This window comes from Acidobacterium sp. S8, assembly GCF_009765985.1.
GTDB lineage: Bacteria > Acidobacteriota > Terriglobia > Terriglobales > Acidobacteriaceae > Alloacidobacterium.
The window spans coordinates 339239-354206 of sequence record NZ_LMUM01000015.1 but is presented as its reverse complement, the minus strand read 5'-3'; the positions used below and the strand labels follow the sequence as shown (position 1 = coordinate 354206).

Sequence of the window (14968 nt, the reverse complement as noted above, 5' to 3'; positions counted from 1 at the left end):
CTTTACCTCACTTTGAGGCCGCATATGCGCGATTAGGGTGCGGTTATGATGAATTCCTTTGCCAGAAATAGAAGCCCACGGTTACTTACCGGCGCGGCTGTTTTTTGCCTGACTTTCCTTGGTTCGTCGTTGTGTGAATTTCCTGCCTTTGCTGCTCCGCAAGCTTCACAGGCAGTAGTGCGGACCGACGCCGATATCCAGACCGATGTCGCAGTCGCACTGGCGCAATCGCCACAGTTGCAGAGCCAGCAGATTACGGCGGCCACTATCATGGGCGAAGTGACGCTCTCAGGGACGGTGCAGGATAACTCCACCAAGCATCTTGCCCAGCAGATTGCAGCGGGGGTGAGTGGAGTGCGTTCCGTCGAAAATAACCTAACTGTCGGCGCTACACCGGCGCAGCAGCCAACATCTGGTGGAGACCAGCAGGCCGACGAGCAAACGCCTCCGCCTCCGCCGTACGACCAAGGTGTCTCGAATCCTGATACGGCTGAAAACCAGCCGAGCTATCCACCTGCGCAACAGCCTCAGACGAATAATTCACAGCTCGGCTACTCTCAGCAGCCGGCAGAACCAGTTACGCTCGCCGCAGGAACTCTGCTGAATGTCCGCACCAGCGAACCACTCGATGCACACAAGCTGCAGGCAGGCACATTCTTCCAGGCCACGGTTGCCAATAATGTTTATCAGGGCAGTACATTAGCCATTCCGCGGGGAGCAGTTCTAACTGGACAGGTCACAGGGGTGAAGAAGCCTGGCGATCTGGCTGGAAAGTCGGGATTGCAGCTACAGATCACTTCTCTCAACCTGGGTGGACAGACCTATTCGCTAACGACCGACGCATGGACCAGCGAAACTCCCGGCAAGGGTGGATATTCGACCGCAAATACCGCTGGGGGAGCAGCAGTGGGCGCTATGATCGGGGCGATCTTCGGCGGTGGCCCCGGCGCGGCGGTTGGCGCAGTAGCAGGCGGCGCAACCGGGCTTGCTGCTTCTGCGGCAACGAAAGGTCCTCAGGTAATTGTTCCCCCAGAAGCTCTCCTGAGCTTCCACCTCGCGGCTCCAGTGACCGTGACTCCTGTCTCGTATCAGGAAGCACAACGGCTACAGGCTTCGGCTCCGCAGCAGCCGACACTGCAGCGCAGACCGGTCTACATGGCTCCACGGCCTTATTATTATGGCTATCCGTACGGCTATCCTTATCCCTACTACGGACCTGTCTACTATCGTCCTTAGTACCTCTCAGGCCGGGAAATCCGGCCTGCCGCACATCAGCTGTATCTCTTAGATAATTTTCAGCTTTGAGCCGCTGCGTAGGCGCCGCCATCCGTGCCAGTTTTGCGACGGACGACAGTGCCTGTTGTGCCATTTTCCCGTTAACATACCTCAGTGTGAAAATCTCCGAAGAGCATCGGCTGCCGTCGTTCTGGCAGCTTCAGGTTGGCGGTTGGGCAGTCTATTTTTGTGTCGTTCTGCTTAGCTATCTGCCGTCAAAAGAGCTTCGCGGCGATATGCTGTACCGGCTGGTTTTCTGCGGTGTATGCTTTCTGGCCAGTTTTCCGTTGCATATTGTCTGCCGCCGTCTTTGGCGAAGGCAGACGCCGTGGGTCAGTGTATTACGCGTTATAGCCTTAACCTGCTATCTGTTGGGACTGATTTGCGGAACGATTCTTTTGTGGATCGAAGCCAAATATCTGATGCCGCAATGGGAAAAATTTCAATGGCCTTATATTTTCGCCAATGCGCTCAGTCCAACATTCATGCTCGCGCTTTGGAGCGCCCTGTATTTCGGCATCAAGCACTATGGAGCGCAGTCGGAAGAGCGCGCCCGCCTGCTGCGGCTTGAGTCATTGGTACACCAGGCGGAATTGAAGGCACTCCAATATCAAATCCACCCGCATTTCCTTTTTAATACCCTCAATTCCATTTCTACCCTGGTGTACGAGCGCGATACTGCCACTGCCAACCGCATGATCGCCAGGCTTGCAGACTTCTTCCGCGCCACGCTGGACAATGAGGGCAGCTATGAAAGCCCTTTACGCGATGAACTCGACATCACCCGTCTGTATCTGGAGATTGAGAAAACAAGGCTCGGCGAGAGGCTTACCGTAATCGAAGAGACCGATTCCGCGCTGCTTGAATCGGGTGTTCCACGGTTGCTACTTCAGCCGCTTGTAGAAAACGCTGTGCGTCACGGTATTGCGAAGCGACGCGAGGGTGGCGAGCTATTCATCGCCGCATTTCGTGAAAACGAGAACCTTGTGATCCAGGTAAGAAACCAGTTAGTGCCGCTCAATGGAAAGCCATGCACCTATGGCATTGGGCTGACCAACATTCGCACTCGTCTGCAACAACTGTATGGCGATGCCCACCAGTTCAGCATCGACTTTTCCGCAGAAGATGTCTGCAAAGTAATGATCAGAATTCCATTTCACACATATGTCGCGCCAATGGAAACTGTCGGTGCAAAAAATATAGAGAATGGAGCGCCATGACTTACAAAACTATAGTGATTGACGACGAACCTCTCGCTCGCAGAGGAATTGTTTCCCGCTTACGGCCTTATCCGCAGTTTGATGTAGTTGCCGAATGCGGAAACGGGGAAGATGCCTTGATTGCCATCGCCGAGCATCATCCGCAACTCATATTTCTCGATGTGCAGATGCCGGAGATGGATGGCTTCGAGATGTTGGAGAACCTTCCGATTGAAGAGCGTCCCGCCGTGATCTTTCTTACCGCATTTGATCAGTACGCACTACGCGCGTTCGACGTACATGCGAGCGATTATCTGCTGAAGCCGATCGATGACGAGCGCTTTAACGAGGCATTGGAGCGTGTGCAACGCGTATTGCAAATGGAGCAGGACAACACTCTGGGCGACCGGCTGGAGTCTTTACTTTCCGATCTGCATTCGCGCCGTGGGACGACAGGTCCACAGCGGTTCGCCATACGCAACGGTCGGCGTATCTTCTTCGTTACCGCAAACGAAGTGGAATGGATCGAGGCGCAAGGCGACTACGCCGCATTGCATGTGAACGGCAAAACTCATCTGCTGCGTGAGCCCTTGCACATCCTCGAGCGGAGACTCGATGCATCGACGTTCGTTCGCATCCATCGATCCACCATTGTCCGTCTTGATCGCATTGCGGAAATGCAGGCTCTGGCAAATCGCGATTGTCTGCTTCGTCTCAAAGACGGGACATCCCTTCGCGTCAGCCGGAGCTACAGCGACCGCTTGCAGGAGGCACTCAACGGATAGCGATCTCTGCGGGAAAATTCTCTGCGCATCTTCTATAGTGGGAGACAGCGATCAAGAAGTGCAGAGGACTGAACCGCGTGGAAGAATTTTCAAGACTTAAAAGGCTGCCCGCCTATGTATTCAACATAACCACAGAGCTGAAAACGGCGGCGCGGCATCGCGGCGAAGACATCATCGACTTTGGCATGGGCAATCCTGATGGTGCGACGCCCCAGCACATCGTGGACAAGATGATCGAAGCCGCGCGTAAGCCGGACACGCACAGGTATTCACTGTCACGCGGCATTCCCCGCCTGAGAAAGGCGATCTGCAACTGGTACCAGCGCCGCTATGACATTGCGCTCGATCCGGAGACGGAAGCGATTGCCACGATCGGCTCAAAAGAGGGGATCGCACACCTGTGCCTTGCTACCCTCGATCAGGGCGATGTGGTAGTTGTGCCCAACCCAAGCTATCCCATCCATATCTACGGGCCTGTGATCGCCGGCGCGAACATTCAGAGCGTAGCTATTCACGATACGGAAGCATTCTTGTCGGAGTTAGAGCGCACGATTCCGCTCATGTATCCGCGGCCCAAGATGCTGATTCTGAATTTTCCCGCGAACCCAACCACCCAGTGCGCAGATCTCACCTTTTTCGAACGTGTCGTTGCTCTTTGCAAAGAGCACAGCATCTATTTGGTACACGATCTCGCCTACGCCGACATCTGCTTTGACGGATATAAGGCTCCATCGATTCTCCAGATTCCCGGTGCCAAGGATATCGCGGTCGAGTTCTTCACTCTTTCCAAGAGCTATAACATGCCTGGCTGGCGTGTAGGCTTCATGGTCGGTAACAAGAAACTGGTTGGAGCTCTTGCCCGCATCAAAAGCTACTTCGATTACGGGACATTTACGCCGGTACAGGTTGCTTCTATTCTTGCTCTCGAAGGACCACAGGAATGCGTTCAGGAAATTTGTGAGAACTATCGGAGACGGCGTGACGTTCTTGTAAACGGACTGAATAAACTAGGCTGGCATGTGCCGCTGCCAAAGGCCACGATGTTCGTATGGGCACCTATTCCCGAACAATACCGATCGTTGGGCTCACTCGAGTTTTCGACCAGGCTGCTTAGGGATGCGAAGGTTGCCGTCAGCCCCGGTATCGGCTTCGGTGAGTTTGGAGACGGTCATGTAAGATTCTCTCTCATTGAAAACGAAGAACGCACCCGACAGGCTTTGCGAGGAATCAGGCAGATGTTTGTAAAAGATGGAGTGCTGCCTCAACCTATCGCTCAATGAGAAAGGTCCCCAGAGTAAATCTGGGGACCGAAAAGTCGTTGCAGAATTCGGAATTAAGCGCCGGTCCCGCGAACCACGACATTGGCAGTGCGCAAAAGAATTTTTACATCAAGCCAGAAACTCCAGTTTTCAACGTAAGCAGTATCAAGCTCAATGTACTTCGCAAAGGAAGAGTCCTGGCGCGCATGAACCTGCCAGAGGCCGGTCAGGCCCGGTGTCACTTCCAGACGGCGGAAGTGTTCCAGTTCGTACTTTTCAACTTCGCTGGCAATCGGAGGACGCGGACCTACTACGCTCATCTCGCCAAGGAGGACATTAAAGAATTGTGGTAGCTCATCCAGACTGTACTTCCGGAGAATGCGTCCAACGCGGGTCACGCGCGGATCATTGGATACCTTGAAGAGGATGCCGTCGCGCTCGTTCAGTGCCGCCAGCTCACGTTTTCTCGTTTCCGCATCTTTGACCATGGTACGGAATTTGAAGCAGAAGAACGAGTGACCGCGTCTGCCGACTCGCTCGGAGACGTAAAAAATCGGCCCCGGGCTATCAAGCCGTACTGCAAGCGCGATGATGAGCATCAAGGGCGTAATGGCGACCAGCATCGACAGTGAAAAGACAATATCGAAAACGCGCTTGAAAAAAACTGAGAAAGTTCTGGACTGACTGCGATGCAGTGCGGTGATCGGATACAAGCCGAGATATTCAATTGTTCCATTTGCGGAAAGATCTCCATACAAACCGGAAACCGCACGGATATCAATACCCAATTCCCGCGCCTCCTCGATCAGACGAATGGTCTTCTCGCTAGGAAGAGCGTGAGTGATCACGACTTCATCAATAAAATGAAGCCGTGTTAGCTGCCGTAACTGCGACAAAGTGCCCAGCCTGTCAGACACCTGCACATCCTGCTCGTTGGCAGATTCCCACGGAGAGACATACCCCAGAAACTTATAGCCAAGACGGTAATTGTTGGAGATATGCTGTCCGAGAGCCTGTCCCAGGTAATTTGTGCCAAGGATGACAACATTACGGGTATGCACGCCCTTTTCGAAATTGCGATGACGAGTGAAACGGATAACTGTTCGCCAGATGCAAAGACTGATGGCGGTAGTGCTGATGAGCAGCAAAACGACGGCGCGGGAAGCCATCTCCCAGTGCGCAAGATAAAGGCCGCCGCAGAGAAGAAGTCCCGCCGTCAACGAAGCCTGAACGGTTAACCGAAGATCACGCCCACCATTTGCCGAAGGAATGGGGCCATAAAGCCCGTGGTGTTCCGAAAGGATGATCAGGGAAAAAAGGAACCATCCAAAGAAACCTAGATAAATCGGAGCAATCGCCGCCGAATGAATCGGCACCTTATCGACCCCGTCAGAAAAGAAGAAGATCTTGAGCCCGATCGCAATAAGAAATGCCAGGGAAATAATTACCACGTCACCGGCCATCTGCAGGAGTTTCGATGCAAAGGCTGGACCGGTCACTCGGCGATTCTTGGTAGCCGAATGGGCGGGCTGTCCGGATGGAACATTTCTGCGAATAAATTCTGATGTGGCCATGGTCTGGGAACCCGGTTAAAAGAAGGTTTGTCTCGATACCGATCCGTTATCAGTTAAGCTGCCGATATAACCCTGCCATCGGATACAGCAAACTCACTTCCGCTCAGTACGCCTGGATGAATGCTTTCTTGTGGCGCTGCATATTCCGGTTGCGAGTACCCCCGGACAGTCTCTCCGCGGGGTAAAGCAGAAAGGACTAGCAGCCGTTCGATAAGTCGATAAAATTGAACTGTTATCAGCGCAAGTATACACCGAATGTTCTACTGAAAGTTAGTACAAAATGAAAACAACTGGTATCAGTGTATGGATTTAGATCCGTCGCGGCGGCGGAGAAATTGACGGATTCAGTAGTTACTTAAGTACCCTATATTCGGTGGAAATGCAACCATCACGGTGACAAAATGACTGTTGGCTGTGATGTGAAGCGCCCTATGTGAGTTGCCTGATAAATCCCCGCCGCCGCGCCATTATTTCTCTGCAAATCTGTTCACTTCCAGTGCCAGTTTATGAATCGCAGTCTTGCGCGGCAGCGTCGGAATCCTTAGGATAGGTGGCCGCGTCTTGAATCGCCGGATTCGAACTTCGGCCCCATGCACAATACGGCGAAAGGATATCGAAGATTCAGCCTCGGAGAGCAAAGCTTCATAGGCACGTAAAACGAGCTCCGGGTCTTTGCATATTTCGATGAGGTCCATGCCCGATGCGACGGATTCGATTGCGGCTTCTTCAATGGAGCACTGCGTGAGAATCCCTCCCATTTCCATATCGTCGGAGATAATAAGCCCACGAAAACGTAACTTTTCCCGCAATATCTTCTTCATCCAGAAAGAAGATATGGAAGCGGGCGTTTTTTCTTTAGCTGCCTGAGGATAGGAAGCATGCGAAACCATGACCATCGGTAACTGGGCCGCCAATAAACGAAAGGGAACGAGATCCTCTCGCCACATCACTTCGAATGAACGATTAATGACCGGCATGGCATGATGCGAATCCAGATTACCGCCGCCGAGCCCAGGGAAATGCTTCCCGCAGCCGACAATATTCTGGGCAGCAAGCCCCTCCAGAAAAGCTGATCCATAAGCTGCCACTTCCGTAGGGTCAGGAGATACGGCTCGCGTCCTCATCACGTCGCTTGACGCTGGAAGGGCCAAATCAAGCACAGGAGCGAAAACGGTATTGAAGCCCAGCATACGCGCTTCCTGCCCGATCAGGCTGCCTTGTTTCTTGAATAGAGATGGTTTACCGGTAGCGAAGACGGCAGCGGGTGGCGGCATGGGAGCGATCACATCCCGCAAGCGATCGACAAGGCCGCCCTCAAGATCGACGCAGCGAAACATTGGTTCGACGGTAATCTCGGTTACGTCACGTAGCAGTTGCGCCGTCTGATTAGCCTCCTCTACATTGCGGCGAAAAAGAATGACGCCGCTGGGGCGTATAAGTTTCAGCCATGTGCGCTCCATTGCCGTCAGCCGGGGGCCTTCCAGACCGGCAATGATGAGTTGTCCAACCTGTCGCCGAAGGGTGATGCTCATGCTTTGCCGCCTTGAGATGACGCGATTTCGCTCTGTAGCTCTTCAAGCAGATTCAAGGCTTGCAAGGGAGTAAGCGAATTGATATCCGTCTCCTGCAGGCGGTCCAGGATGCGTTGGGAAAGCGGCGTAAACATGGTGAGCTGCAGCGGAGCTTCGGTTTCAGCGGCTACGTTGTGACGCTCAGATCGCTCATGCTGCTTCAACACTTGCCGAGCCCGCTGAATGACCTGCGGCGGCAGCCCTGCAAGTCGGGCAACATCGATGCCATAACTTTTGCTGGCGGGTCCCGGCTCAATGGAATGCAGAAAAAAGATGCCCTTCGGGGTATCCTTCACCGCTACGCTCAAATTTTTAAGGTGATCGAGCTGTTCTGCCAACATCGTGAGCTCGTGATAGTGCGTGGCGAAGAGGGTGCGCGCACCAATATGCGCGTGCAGATACTCAAGCGTAGCCCATGCCAGCGACAAGCCATCAAAAGTAGCTGTGCCGCGTCCCATCTCATCCAGCAGAATCAGCGAACGCGCCGTAGCCGTGTTCAGGATCGTCGCTGTCTCGGTCATCTCGACCATGAAGGTGGAACGGCCCCGCGCGACATTATCGCTGGCTCCGATGCGAGTATAGACGCGGTCAACCAGGCCATAGCGCATGCTGGCTGAGGGGACAAAACAGCCCATCTGCGCCATGATGACCAGCATTGCCGCCTGCCGCAGGTAGGTTGATTTTCCGCCCATATTTGGCCCGGTAAGCAGCAAAATGGCTGAAGCTTCTACATCGAGATAAAGGTCATTCGGTACAAAACGGCCCTCTCCGGCGTCTTCCATCAGGCACTCGATCACTGGATGCCGAGCGCCCGCCAGTTCCAGCAATGTGTCCTGCACAAGCTGCGGGCGTACATAATTCCTCAATGCCGCGAGGTGCGCAAAATTCGCCAAAAGGTCTGCCTCTGCAACGGCGCTTCCGGTCTTGCGAATCCGGCTGGCATCATCGAGCACGCTGCGACGCAACTCCCCGAAGATTCGCTTTTCAATCTCTACAGACCGTTCGTGGGCGGTGAGAATTTTTGTTTCGTAATCCTTCAGTTCTGGCGTGGTGAAGCGCTCGGCATTGACCAGTGTCTGTTTACGCTCGTAGTCCGACGGAACATGGGCGAGATTCGACTTCGTGATCTCGATGTAATAGCCAAAGACGGAGTTAAATCGTACCTTCAACGAACCGATCCCGGTGCGCGCGCGTTCCCGCTCTTCGATGGCGGCGATGGATTGCCGACCGCTCTGGCTGAGAGTACGCAATTCATCGAGTTCGGCATCGATCCCCGCCGCTATCACTCCCCCTTCTGCCAGCGTCAGCGGCGGCGAGGGCTGGATCGCCCGCTGGAGTTTTGTGCAGAGCTCTTCCAGTGGATCGAGACGCGCGGCTACATGCCGCCAGAGTGGAATTTCGATCTGCGCCAAGGTTCGCTGAAGCTGCGGAAGATATTGCAGAGAAGCCGACAAAGCCAGCAGATCGCGCGGGCCCGCACTGTCCAGCGAAATACGCGCCAGTAATCGCTCCAGATCGAGAATGCCGCCGAGGGCTTTGCGAATTTCCTCACGAAGAATCAGATCGTGCCGTAGATGATCGACTGCTTCGTACCGTTGATTTATACAGGGTTCATCGAACAACGGGCGCAGAATGGATGCTCGTAACAGGCGTTTGCCCATCGGCGTCTGACAGGCATCCAGCGTGTGAAAGAGCGTGGCGTTCGATCCTGAATCGCTGAAAATTGGTTCGATCAGCTCAAGATTTCTTACCGTCACCTGGTCCAGTTGCAGATGCTCGGCTCGCTCATAAAATCGAATGCTGTCAATGTGCCCTAGCTCGCCACGCTGGGTGTTTTGCGCATAGTGCAGGATGGCTCCCGCAGCGATGGCAGCCGCAGGGTGCTGCGAGAGCCCAAAACCGTCAAGCGACGCCGCCCCAAGCTGCCGTTCCAGCAGGGGCACGGCATAATCCCGGGTGAAAACCCAATCTTCCAGAGGTGTTTTCGTCTTGATCCGGTCGAATGTGGCAGGCAATTCAGCCTTATGCGCCAACATCGGATTCGTACCGGCGAAAAGCACCTCGCTGGCAGAGGCTTTTTGCAGTTCATCGAAGCAGAGAGACGCTGCCTGTGGACCACTGAATTCGGCAGCTCGAAAATCTCCCGTCGAGAGATCGAGCAGCGCCAGGGCCGCGATGTTTTCGCCAAAAAACAGGGAAGCGAGAAAGTTATTCTGTTCTGAGCTGAGTGAAGAATCGAGCGCTGTTCCAGGCGTCAGCACGCGAGTTACTTCACGGCGAACAATTTTCTTTGTGAGTTTGGGGTCTTCCATCTGCTCGCAGATGGCGATGCGATAGCCCTTTCGCAGCAGCCGGGCTATATATCCTTCTGCTGCATGATAGGGAACGCCGCACATCGGTACCGCGCGCTCCTTGTCGCGCGCAGTCAGCGTTATTTGCAACTCACGCGAGGCGGTGTGTGCATCTTCAAAAAACAGCTCATAGAAATCACCGAGACGAAAGAACAGCAGGGCGTCAGGATGTTGCTGCTTGGCCGCTGCATATTGGCGCATAAGCGGCGTCTGCGCTGTTTCTACAGATTGGACAGAAATATCAGGCACGGGAAAGGCCAGCATATCGTATCAAGCAGCCACGTGCATCCACAGCCAGACAAGCTGCACGGGGAACGATATACTTAATCCTTACGCCGTCATCCCGAAGGATTGCATGTACCTGCTATGGCTTAGAGTTGCGGCTGTGCTCTACGGACTGGCAAGCGTCTCCGCGCTGCCGGCCGTACTCGGAGACCGTCCGGGCTGGCGGCGTGTATGCCTGCCTCTTACTTTGAGTGGATGGCTTTTCCATGTCGTGGCCTTCGTCGAAATGTTGGCGGTGACGCACCACCTTATGCCTGTTGGTATGCATGAAGTGCAATCGACGCTTTCGCTGCTGATCGTGACTGCATTCATGCTGATATGGCTTCGGTACCGCACCATTTCTTTCGGCGTATTCGCGCTGCCGCTCGCCTTTCTGTTTATCCTCGTACCTGCTATCGGGCCGGATAAATACACTTTTCCGTCTTCCATGGTGCGTAGTGGATGGATTGTCATTCATGTCACGCTGCTCCTGGCTGCTTACGCGGCTCTGACCTTTAGCCTGCTCGCCAGTCTCTTTTACCTTGCCCAGGAGCGACGCCTCAAGCACCGGCACTCGCCCAAGTTTCTCGAATGGTTGCCGCCTCTCGACACCATGGACCAGATCGCGCAGACGACATTGGTGCTTGGCTTCTATTGCATGACCGGCGGTTTGCTTATCGGTTCATTCATCGCACAGGAGCACGTAGGGGCTGCCTACTTTCTCGACCCGAAAGTGGTGCTCTCTTTCGTGATGTGGCTGCTGTATGTGGTCATGCTTTTTGTCCGGCGCTCTACTGGATTGCGCGGAAAGCGCGCGGTGTATCTCTCAAGCGCCGTCTTTGTTGTCATGCTGTGCGTGTGGGCGGCAAATCTACTCAGTTCGGTGCACAGGTTCTCGGCGCAATGAAGCTTCTGCTCACGGGCGTGAATCATAAGACAGCTCCCGTGGAGCTGCGCGAGCAGTTGGCCATCACGACCGAGCGCCTGAGCGAAGCTACCCGTGCGTTGATGGCCTTTCCCGGCGTACATGAGGCGATGATCCTCTCCACCTGCAACCGGGTGGAGTTGCTGGCATGTCATGAATCCGCCAGCCCCGACCTGCTCGGGTTTCTGCAGAAGTACCTCGGTATTGAAACCACATCGCTGCGTCCTCACACCTATGAGTACCGCGAATCCGACGCGGTCCAGCATCTCTTCCGTGTCGCTGCCAGTCTCGATTCCATGGTGGTCGGCGAGCCGCAGATTCTTGGCCAGGTGAAGGAATCCTACGCGGCGGCCCGTGAAGTGGGCGCGGTGCAAAGCCATCTTGAAAGGCTGCTGCAGTCTACCTTCACTGTCGCTAAGAAGGTCCGCAACGAGACGCAGATTGGCAGCTCCTCCGTTTCGATTGCCTCGGTCGCCGTCGATCTGGCGAAGAAAATATTCGGTTCGCTCGAAGGCAAAAGCGTGATGCTGGTCGGCGCGGGCAAGATGAGTGAGCTGGCAGCGCGGCATCTGATGCAGCAGGGAGCCGATTCCATCGTCGTCGCGAATCGCACCTACGACCGGGCGGTGCGACTGGCGCAGAAGTTCCAGGGGCGCGCTATTCGTTTCGACGACCTGCACGCAACCGCCGATCAGGCCGACATCATCATCACCTCGACGGGGTCACAGCAGCCTATCTTTCGCCGCGAGCACGGGCAGCAATTCCTGCACAAGCGGCGCAATCGTCCCATGTTCTTCATCGACATTGCCGTACCGCGCGATATAGATCCCAAGATCAATCGTGTGGACGGTGTCTTTCTCTATGACATCGACGATCTGCAGTCGGTCGCCATCTCGCATATGGCTGATCGTTCGCGCGAGGCTCAGCTGGCCGAGGCGATCATTGCCGAAGAAGTGTTGCGATTCCAGCGGCGTATACAGGCGCTGAATGCCGCGCCCATGATCGTCGATCTGCAACAGAGCGCAGAGGAGATCCGCCAGACTGAGCTGCGTCGCGCGCAGAGCCGTCTGCAATCTCTTACTCCCGAACAGCAGGCTACCGTCGAAGCGCTGACGCGTGGGTTGATGAACAAGTTTCTTCACATGCCGATGCAGGCCATCAAGACCGCGGCGCTTGAAGCGGATACGGTCGTGCTGGAAATCATGCGGTCGGTCTTCAACCTGCCTTCGGAGCCGGAACAGAAGGCAACGCAGCCGGGTGAGAACCGGTCCGTTGCCGCTGTAGAAGAGACAGTTGCTGCCGGCAATCAGAAGGTCCGCTCGTGATCCGTATCGGCTCCAGGGGCTCGCAGCTTGCAATATGGCAGGCCAACCATATTGCCGATGCGCTGCGCCGTCAGGGACACGAAGTAAGTATCGAGATCATCCGCACCACAGGCGATGCTCTGCAGAATGTGGCCTTCAACAAGGTTGGAACCAAAGGCATGTTCACCAAGGAGATTGAAGAGGCGCTTTTCGAGAACCGGATCGACCTCGCAGTGCACAGCCTCAAAGACCTTCCGACCGAGATTGCTCCTCCATTTGCGATTGCTGTAATTCCTCCGCGCGTTGATCCGCGCGACGCCTTTGTGTCCGTCCAACACGAATCCTTCGCAGCGTTGCCCTCAGGCTCGCGTATCGGAACCAGCAGCCTTCGACGGCAGTCGCAGCTTAGGGCACAGCGTCAGGATATTGAGCTGGTAGAGTTTCGTGGCAATGTCGATACACGTCTCCGCAAGCTGAGCGAGGGCGCAGTCGACGCCATAGTGCTGGCCGCAGCAGGGCTCGAACGGCTGGGGCGCACCGAATGGATACGCGAGCGCTTCTCGCCGCTCATTCTCTGCCCGGCTCCGGGACAGGGCGCTCTGGCTATCGAGACACGTGTCGATGATGCAGAGACGCAGGCCGCGATTGCCTTCCTGGACGACACTGCCAGCCGCTTTGCCGTGACCGTTGAGCGTGCTGCGTTGGCGGAACTCGGCGGAGGATGCCATGTTCCTATCGGTGTCTACTGCGAGCCATCATCGGAGGGCTATATCGTAACCGGCGTGGTTGCGAATCCCGATGGATCAGCGATGGTGCGTGCGGAGCTTGAGCATCAGCACGAGTTGAGCGCTGAAGCCCTTGGGCAGCGTCTTGCCAGGCGATTGCTGGAGCAGGGTGCGCGCGAGATCCTGGCTTCCGTTGAGGGAGCTGTTCAGTTGTGAGTGGCCTGCCGCTTGCAGGCAAGACGATCGTCGTTACGCGTACGCGGCAACAGGCAAGTCGTCTCAGCAGGGAACTGGAAACGCTCGGCGCGCGGGTCATCGAGCTGCCTACGATTGAGATTATTCCTCCGGAATCCTATGAGCCGATGGACGCTGCGCTGCGTCAGCTGCGGCATTATGCATGGCTCATTGTCACCAGCGCGAATACGGTTCGAGTGCTGATTGAGAGAATGCGGTTGCTGAGCTTGAGCCCGGCGGGATTTCCCGATCTTCAGATCGCAGCTGTTGGCTCGGCAACTTCGGCGGCGCTGCGCGAGGCTGGATTTTCGGTCAATCTGGTTCCTTCCGAGTATGTTGCTGAATCACTTGTGGACGCATTGCGCGAGCATGAAGCAGGAACCAGAATCCTGCTGGCACGAGCAGCCGTTGCGCGTGATGTGATTCCCGACGAACTGCGTCGATGCGGCGCAAGTGTCGATGTTGTGGATGCCTATCGAACCATCATTCCGGCCGAGTCGAGTGAGAGAGTGCAGGCTATTTTCAGGCCGGACACGACGCTTCCCGACGCGGTGACATTCACAAGCTCTTCCACAGTGGCGAATTTTTTTCAGCTACTTCAGAGTGCTGGCAAAACTATTCCGCAAGCTGCTTCGCGAGCCATCTCCATTGGGCCAGTTACTTCGGCTACTTTGCGCCAATATGGATGGGAACCAGCGGCTGAAGCCGATCCGCATGATATCGACGGGCTTGTCGAAGCCGCCGTCCGGGCGTTGACTTAGTCGCTGTCCTGGTCGGAGTGGAGGGTGGTGATCTGCACCCGGCCTTCGCATACCGTCAGGGGGTGGTTGACCGTGAGGTTCTCACTCGAGCCGGGAGCGGAGACGCTGATGCGCGATACGACCGGGCAGCCCTCGCCGGTAGACCAGCCTACCTCAAACCAGGCTTGGCCGCGTGGGGCGATGACGATCTGGGCGTCGGGCTTCGGGGTGGTAACGGCAGGTACGGGGCCCGGAGTCAGCTGGGCGCTCATCGTCGACAGGGTGACGCGGTCCACAACCAGATTCGCTACCGGCGTGCCGGTCTGGTCGAGCAGGGTGATCGCGGGATAACCGCCGATACGGCAGGGCGTGAGTCCGTCATTGTCGAAGGCCAGCTTTACGGCGTGAAACTTCCCATTGACCGAGGCCTCGATTTCGGTCACGGTCAGGCTCTTGCCATCGCAGGGATTTACACCGCTGGTGTAGGTATCCGATCGGTGTGCCAGTTGCGGAGTTGCCGATGCAGCCATGAGATAAGGGGCATTCGGATTGGTGCCTTCGCGATGCGGTCCGTCTTCGTCGAGCATGACCGGCGCTCCACCGCGCAGGGCGGAGGAATGGGCAGAGTGGGCACATCCAGTGGTGAATGGCCACACGACGAACATGCTGCCAGCAAGACCAATGGAAGCGAAACGGGACAGCAGGGGAATCATATTACGGCCTCGGAGCAATGTATGAGATGAGGTTGGACCGCTATCGGGT

General features: G+C 55.6%; 12 protein-coding genes. 8 read left to right on the top strand and 4 right to left on the bottom strand.

What is annotated here, in order from left to right:
* The first annotated feature begins 45 nt into the window (after positions 1–45).
* The 4 genes from GSQ86_RS22935 (at position 46) to alaC (ending at position 4539) form a co-directional block, all read left to right on the top strand.
* Positions 46–1236, top strand: coding sequence for a BON domain-containing protein (locus GSQ86_RS22935; RefSeq protein ID WP_216841018.1), 1191 nt, complete (start codon positions 46–48; stop codon positions 1234–1236).
* Positions 1237–1391: 155 nt separating this feature from the next.
* Positions 1392–2495 carry a sensor histidine kinase gene (locus GSQ86_RS05390; RefSeq protein ID WP_158748924.1) on the top strand — a complete coding sequence of 368 codons (1104 nt, stop codon included), beginning with the start codon at positions 1392–1394 and terminating at the stop codon, positions 2493–2495.
* A complete protein-coding gene (locus GSQ86_RS05385; RefSeq protein WP_158748923.1) occupies positions 2492–3259 on the top strand; it encodes a LytTR family DNA-binding domain-containing protein in 768 nt (255 codons plus the stop codon). The genes GSQ86_RS05390 and GSQ86_RS05385 overlap by 4 nt, the downstream gene beginning before the upstream one ends.
* A gap of 77 nt (positions 3260–3336) precedes the next feature.
* Complete coding sequence (gene alaC, locus GSQ86_RS05380; RefSeq protein ID WP_158748922.1) at positions 3337–4539, top strand: alanine transaminase; 1203 nt, start codon at positions 3337–3339, stop codon at positions 4537–4539.
* A 53-nt stretch (positions 4540–4592) separates the two neighbouring features.
* On the opposite strand, the gene GSQ86_RS05375 is transcribed toward alaC, so the two are convergent.
* The 3 genes from GSQ86_RS05375 to mutS all read right to left on the bottom strand — a co-directional run bounded on the left by GSQ86_RS05375 (position 4593) and on the right by mutS (position 10278).
* Complete coding sequence (locus GSQ86_RS05375) at positions 4593–6092, bottom strand: sugar transferase (RefSeq protein WP_158748921.1); 1500 nt, start codon at positions 6090–6092, stop codon at positions 4593–4595.
* Between the two features lie 467 nt (positions 6093–6559).
* Positions 6560–7624: a beta-N-acetylhexosaminidase gene (gene nagZ / locus GSQ86_RS05370; protein ID WP_158748920.1), complete on the bottom strand. Its 1065-nt coding sequence runs from the start codon at positions 7622–7624 to the stop codon at positions 6560–6562.
* Positions 7621–10278: a DNA mismatch repair protein MutS gene (gene mutS / locus GSQ86_RS05365; protein ID WP_158748919.1), complete on the bottom strand. Its 2658-nt coding sequence runs from the start codon at positions 10276–10278 to the stop codon at positions 7621–7623. Before mutS ends, nagZ begins: the two co-directional genes overlap by 4 nt.
* 91 nt (positions 10279–10369) lie before the next feature.
* Between mutS and GSQ86_RS05360 the strand changes: the two genes are divergently transcribed.
* From GSQ86_RS05360 to GSQ86_RS05345, 4 genes are read left to right on the top strand one after another with little or no spacing between them, the layout of a single operon-like run.
* Entirely contained in the window at positions 10370–11185 is an 816-nt protein-coding gene (locus GSQ86_RS05360; protein WP_158748918.1) for an inner membrane protein YpjD, read from the top strand.
* A complete protein-coding gene (gene hemA, locus GSQ86_RS05355; protein ID WP_158748917.1) occupies positions 11182–12528 on the top strand; it encodes a glutamyl-tRNA reductase in 1347 nt (448 codons plus the stop codon). Before GSQ86_RS05360 ends, hemA begins: the two co-directional genes overlap by 4 nt.
* Positions 12525–13448, top strand: a complete 924-nt coding sequence (gene hemC / locus GSQ86_RS05350; RefSeq protein WP_158748916.1) for a hydroxymethylbilane synthase — start codon at positions 12525–12527, stop codon at positions 13446–13448. Before hemA ends, hemC begins: the two co-directional genes overlap by 4 nt.
* A complete protein-coding gene (locus GSQ86_RS05345; protein ID WP_158748915.1) occupies positions 13445–14227 on the top strand; it encodes a uroporphyrinogen-III synthase in 783 nt (260 codons plus the stop codon). Before hemC ends, GSQ86_RS05345 begins: the two co-directional genes overlap by 4 nt.
* Here the strand turns inward: GSQ86_RS05345 and GSQ86_RS05340 are convergent.
* The gene (locus tag GSQ86_RS05340) at positions 14224–14919 is read right to left on the bottom strand and encodes a DUF4232 domain-containing protein (protein ID WP_158748914.1); all 696 of its coding nucleotides are present in this window, start codon (positions 14917–14919) and stop codon (positions 14224–14226) included. The genes GSQ86_RS05345 and GSQ86_RS05340 overlap by 4 nt on opposite strands.
* Positions 14920–14968: the final 49 nt, after the last annotated feature.

Bases quoted from the DNA above. Each gene is read 5' to 3' on its own strand.
- GSQ86_RS22935 (WP_216841018.1), top strand. From the start codon at position 46: ATGATGAATTCCTTTGCCAGAAATAGAAGCCCACGGTTACTTACCGGC.
- GSQ86_RS05385 (WP_158748923.1), top strand. From the start codon at position 2,492: ATGACTTACAAAACTATAGTGATTGACGACGAACCTCTCGCTCGCAGA.
- GSQ86_RS05375 (WP_158748921.1), bottom strand. From the start codon at position 6,092: ATGGCCACATCAGAATTTATTCGCAGAAATGTTCCATCCGGACAGCCC.
- nagZ (WP_158748920.1), bottom strand. From the start codon at position 7,624: ATGAGCATCACCCTTCGGCGACAGGTTGGACAACTCATCATTGCCGGT.
- mutS (WP_158748919.1), bottom strand. From the start codon at position 10,278: ATGCTGGCCTTTCCCGTGCCTGATATTTCTGTCCAATCTGTAGAAACA.
- GSQ86_RS05360 (WP_158748918.1), top strand. From the start codon at position 10,370: ATGTACCTGCTATGGCTTAGAGTTGCGGCTGTGCTCTACGGACTGGCA.
- hemA (WP_158748917.1), top strand. From the start codon at position 11,182: ATGAAGCTTCTGCTCACGGGCGTGAATCATAAGACAGCTCCCGTGGAG.
- GSQ86_RS05340 (WP_158748914.1), bottom strand. From the start codon at position 14,919: ATGATTCCCCTGCTGTCCCGTTTCGCTTCCATTGGTCTTGCTGGCAGC.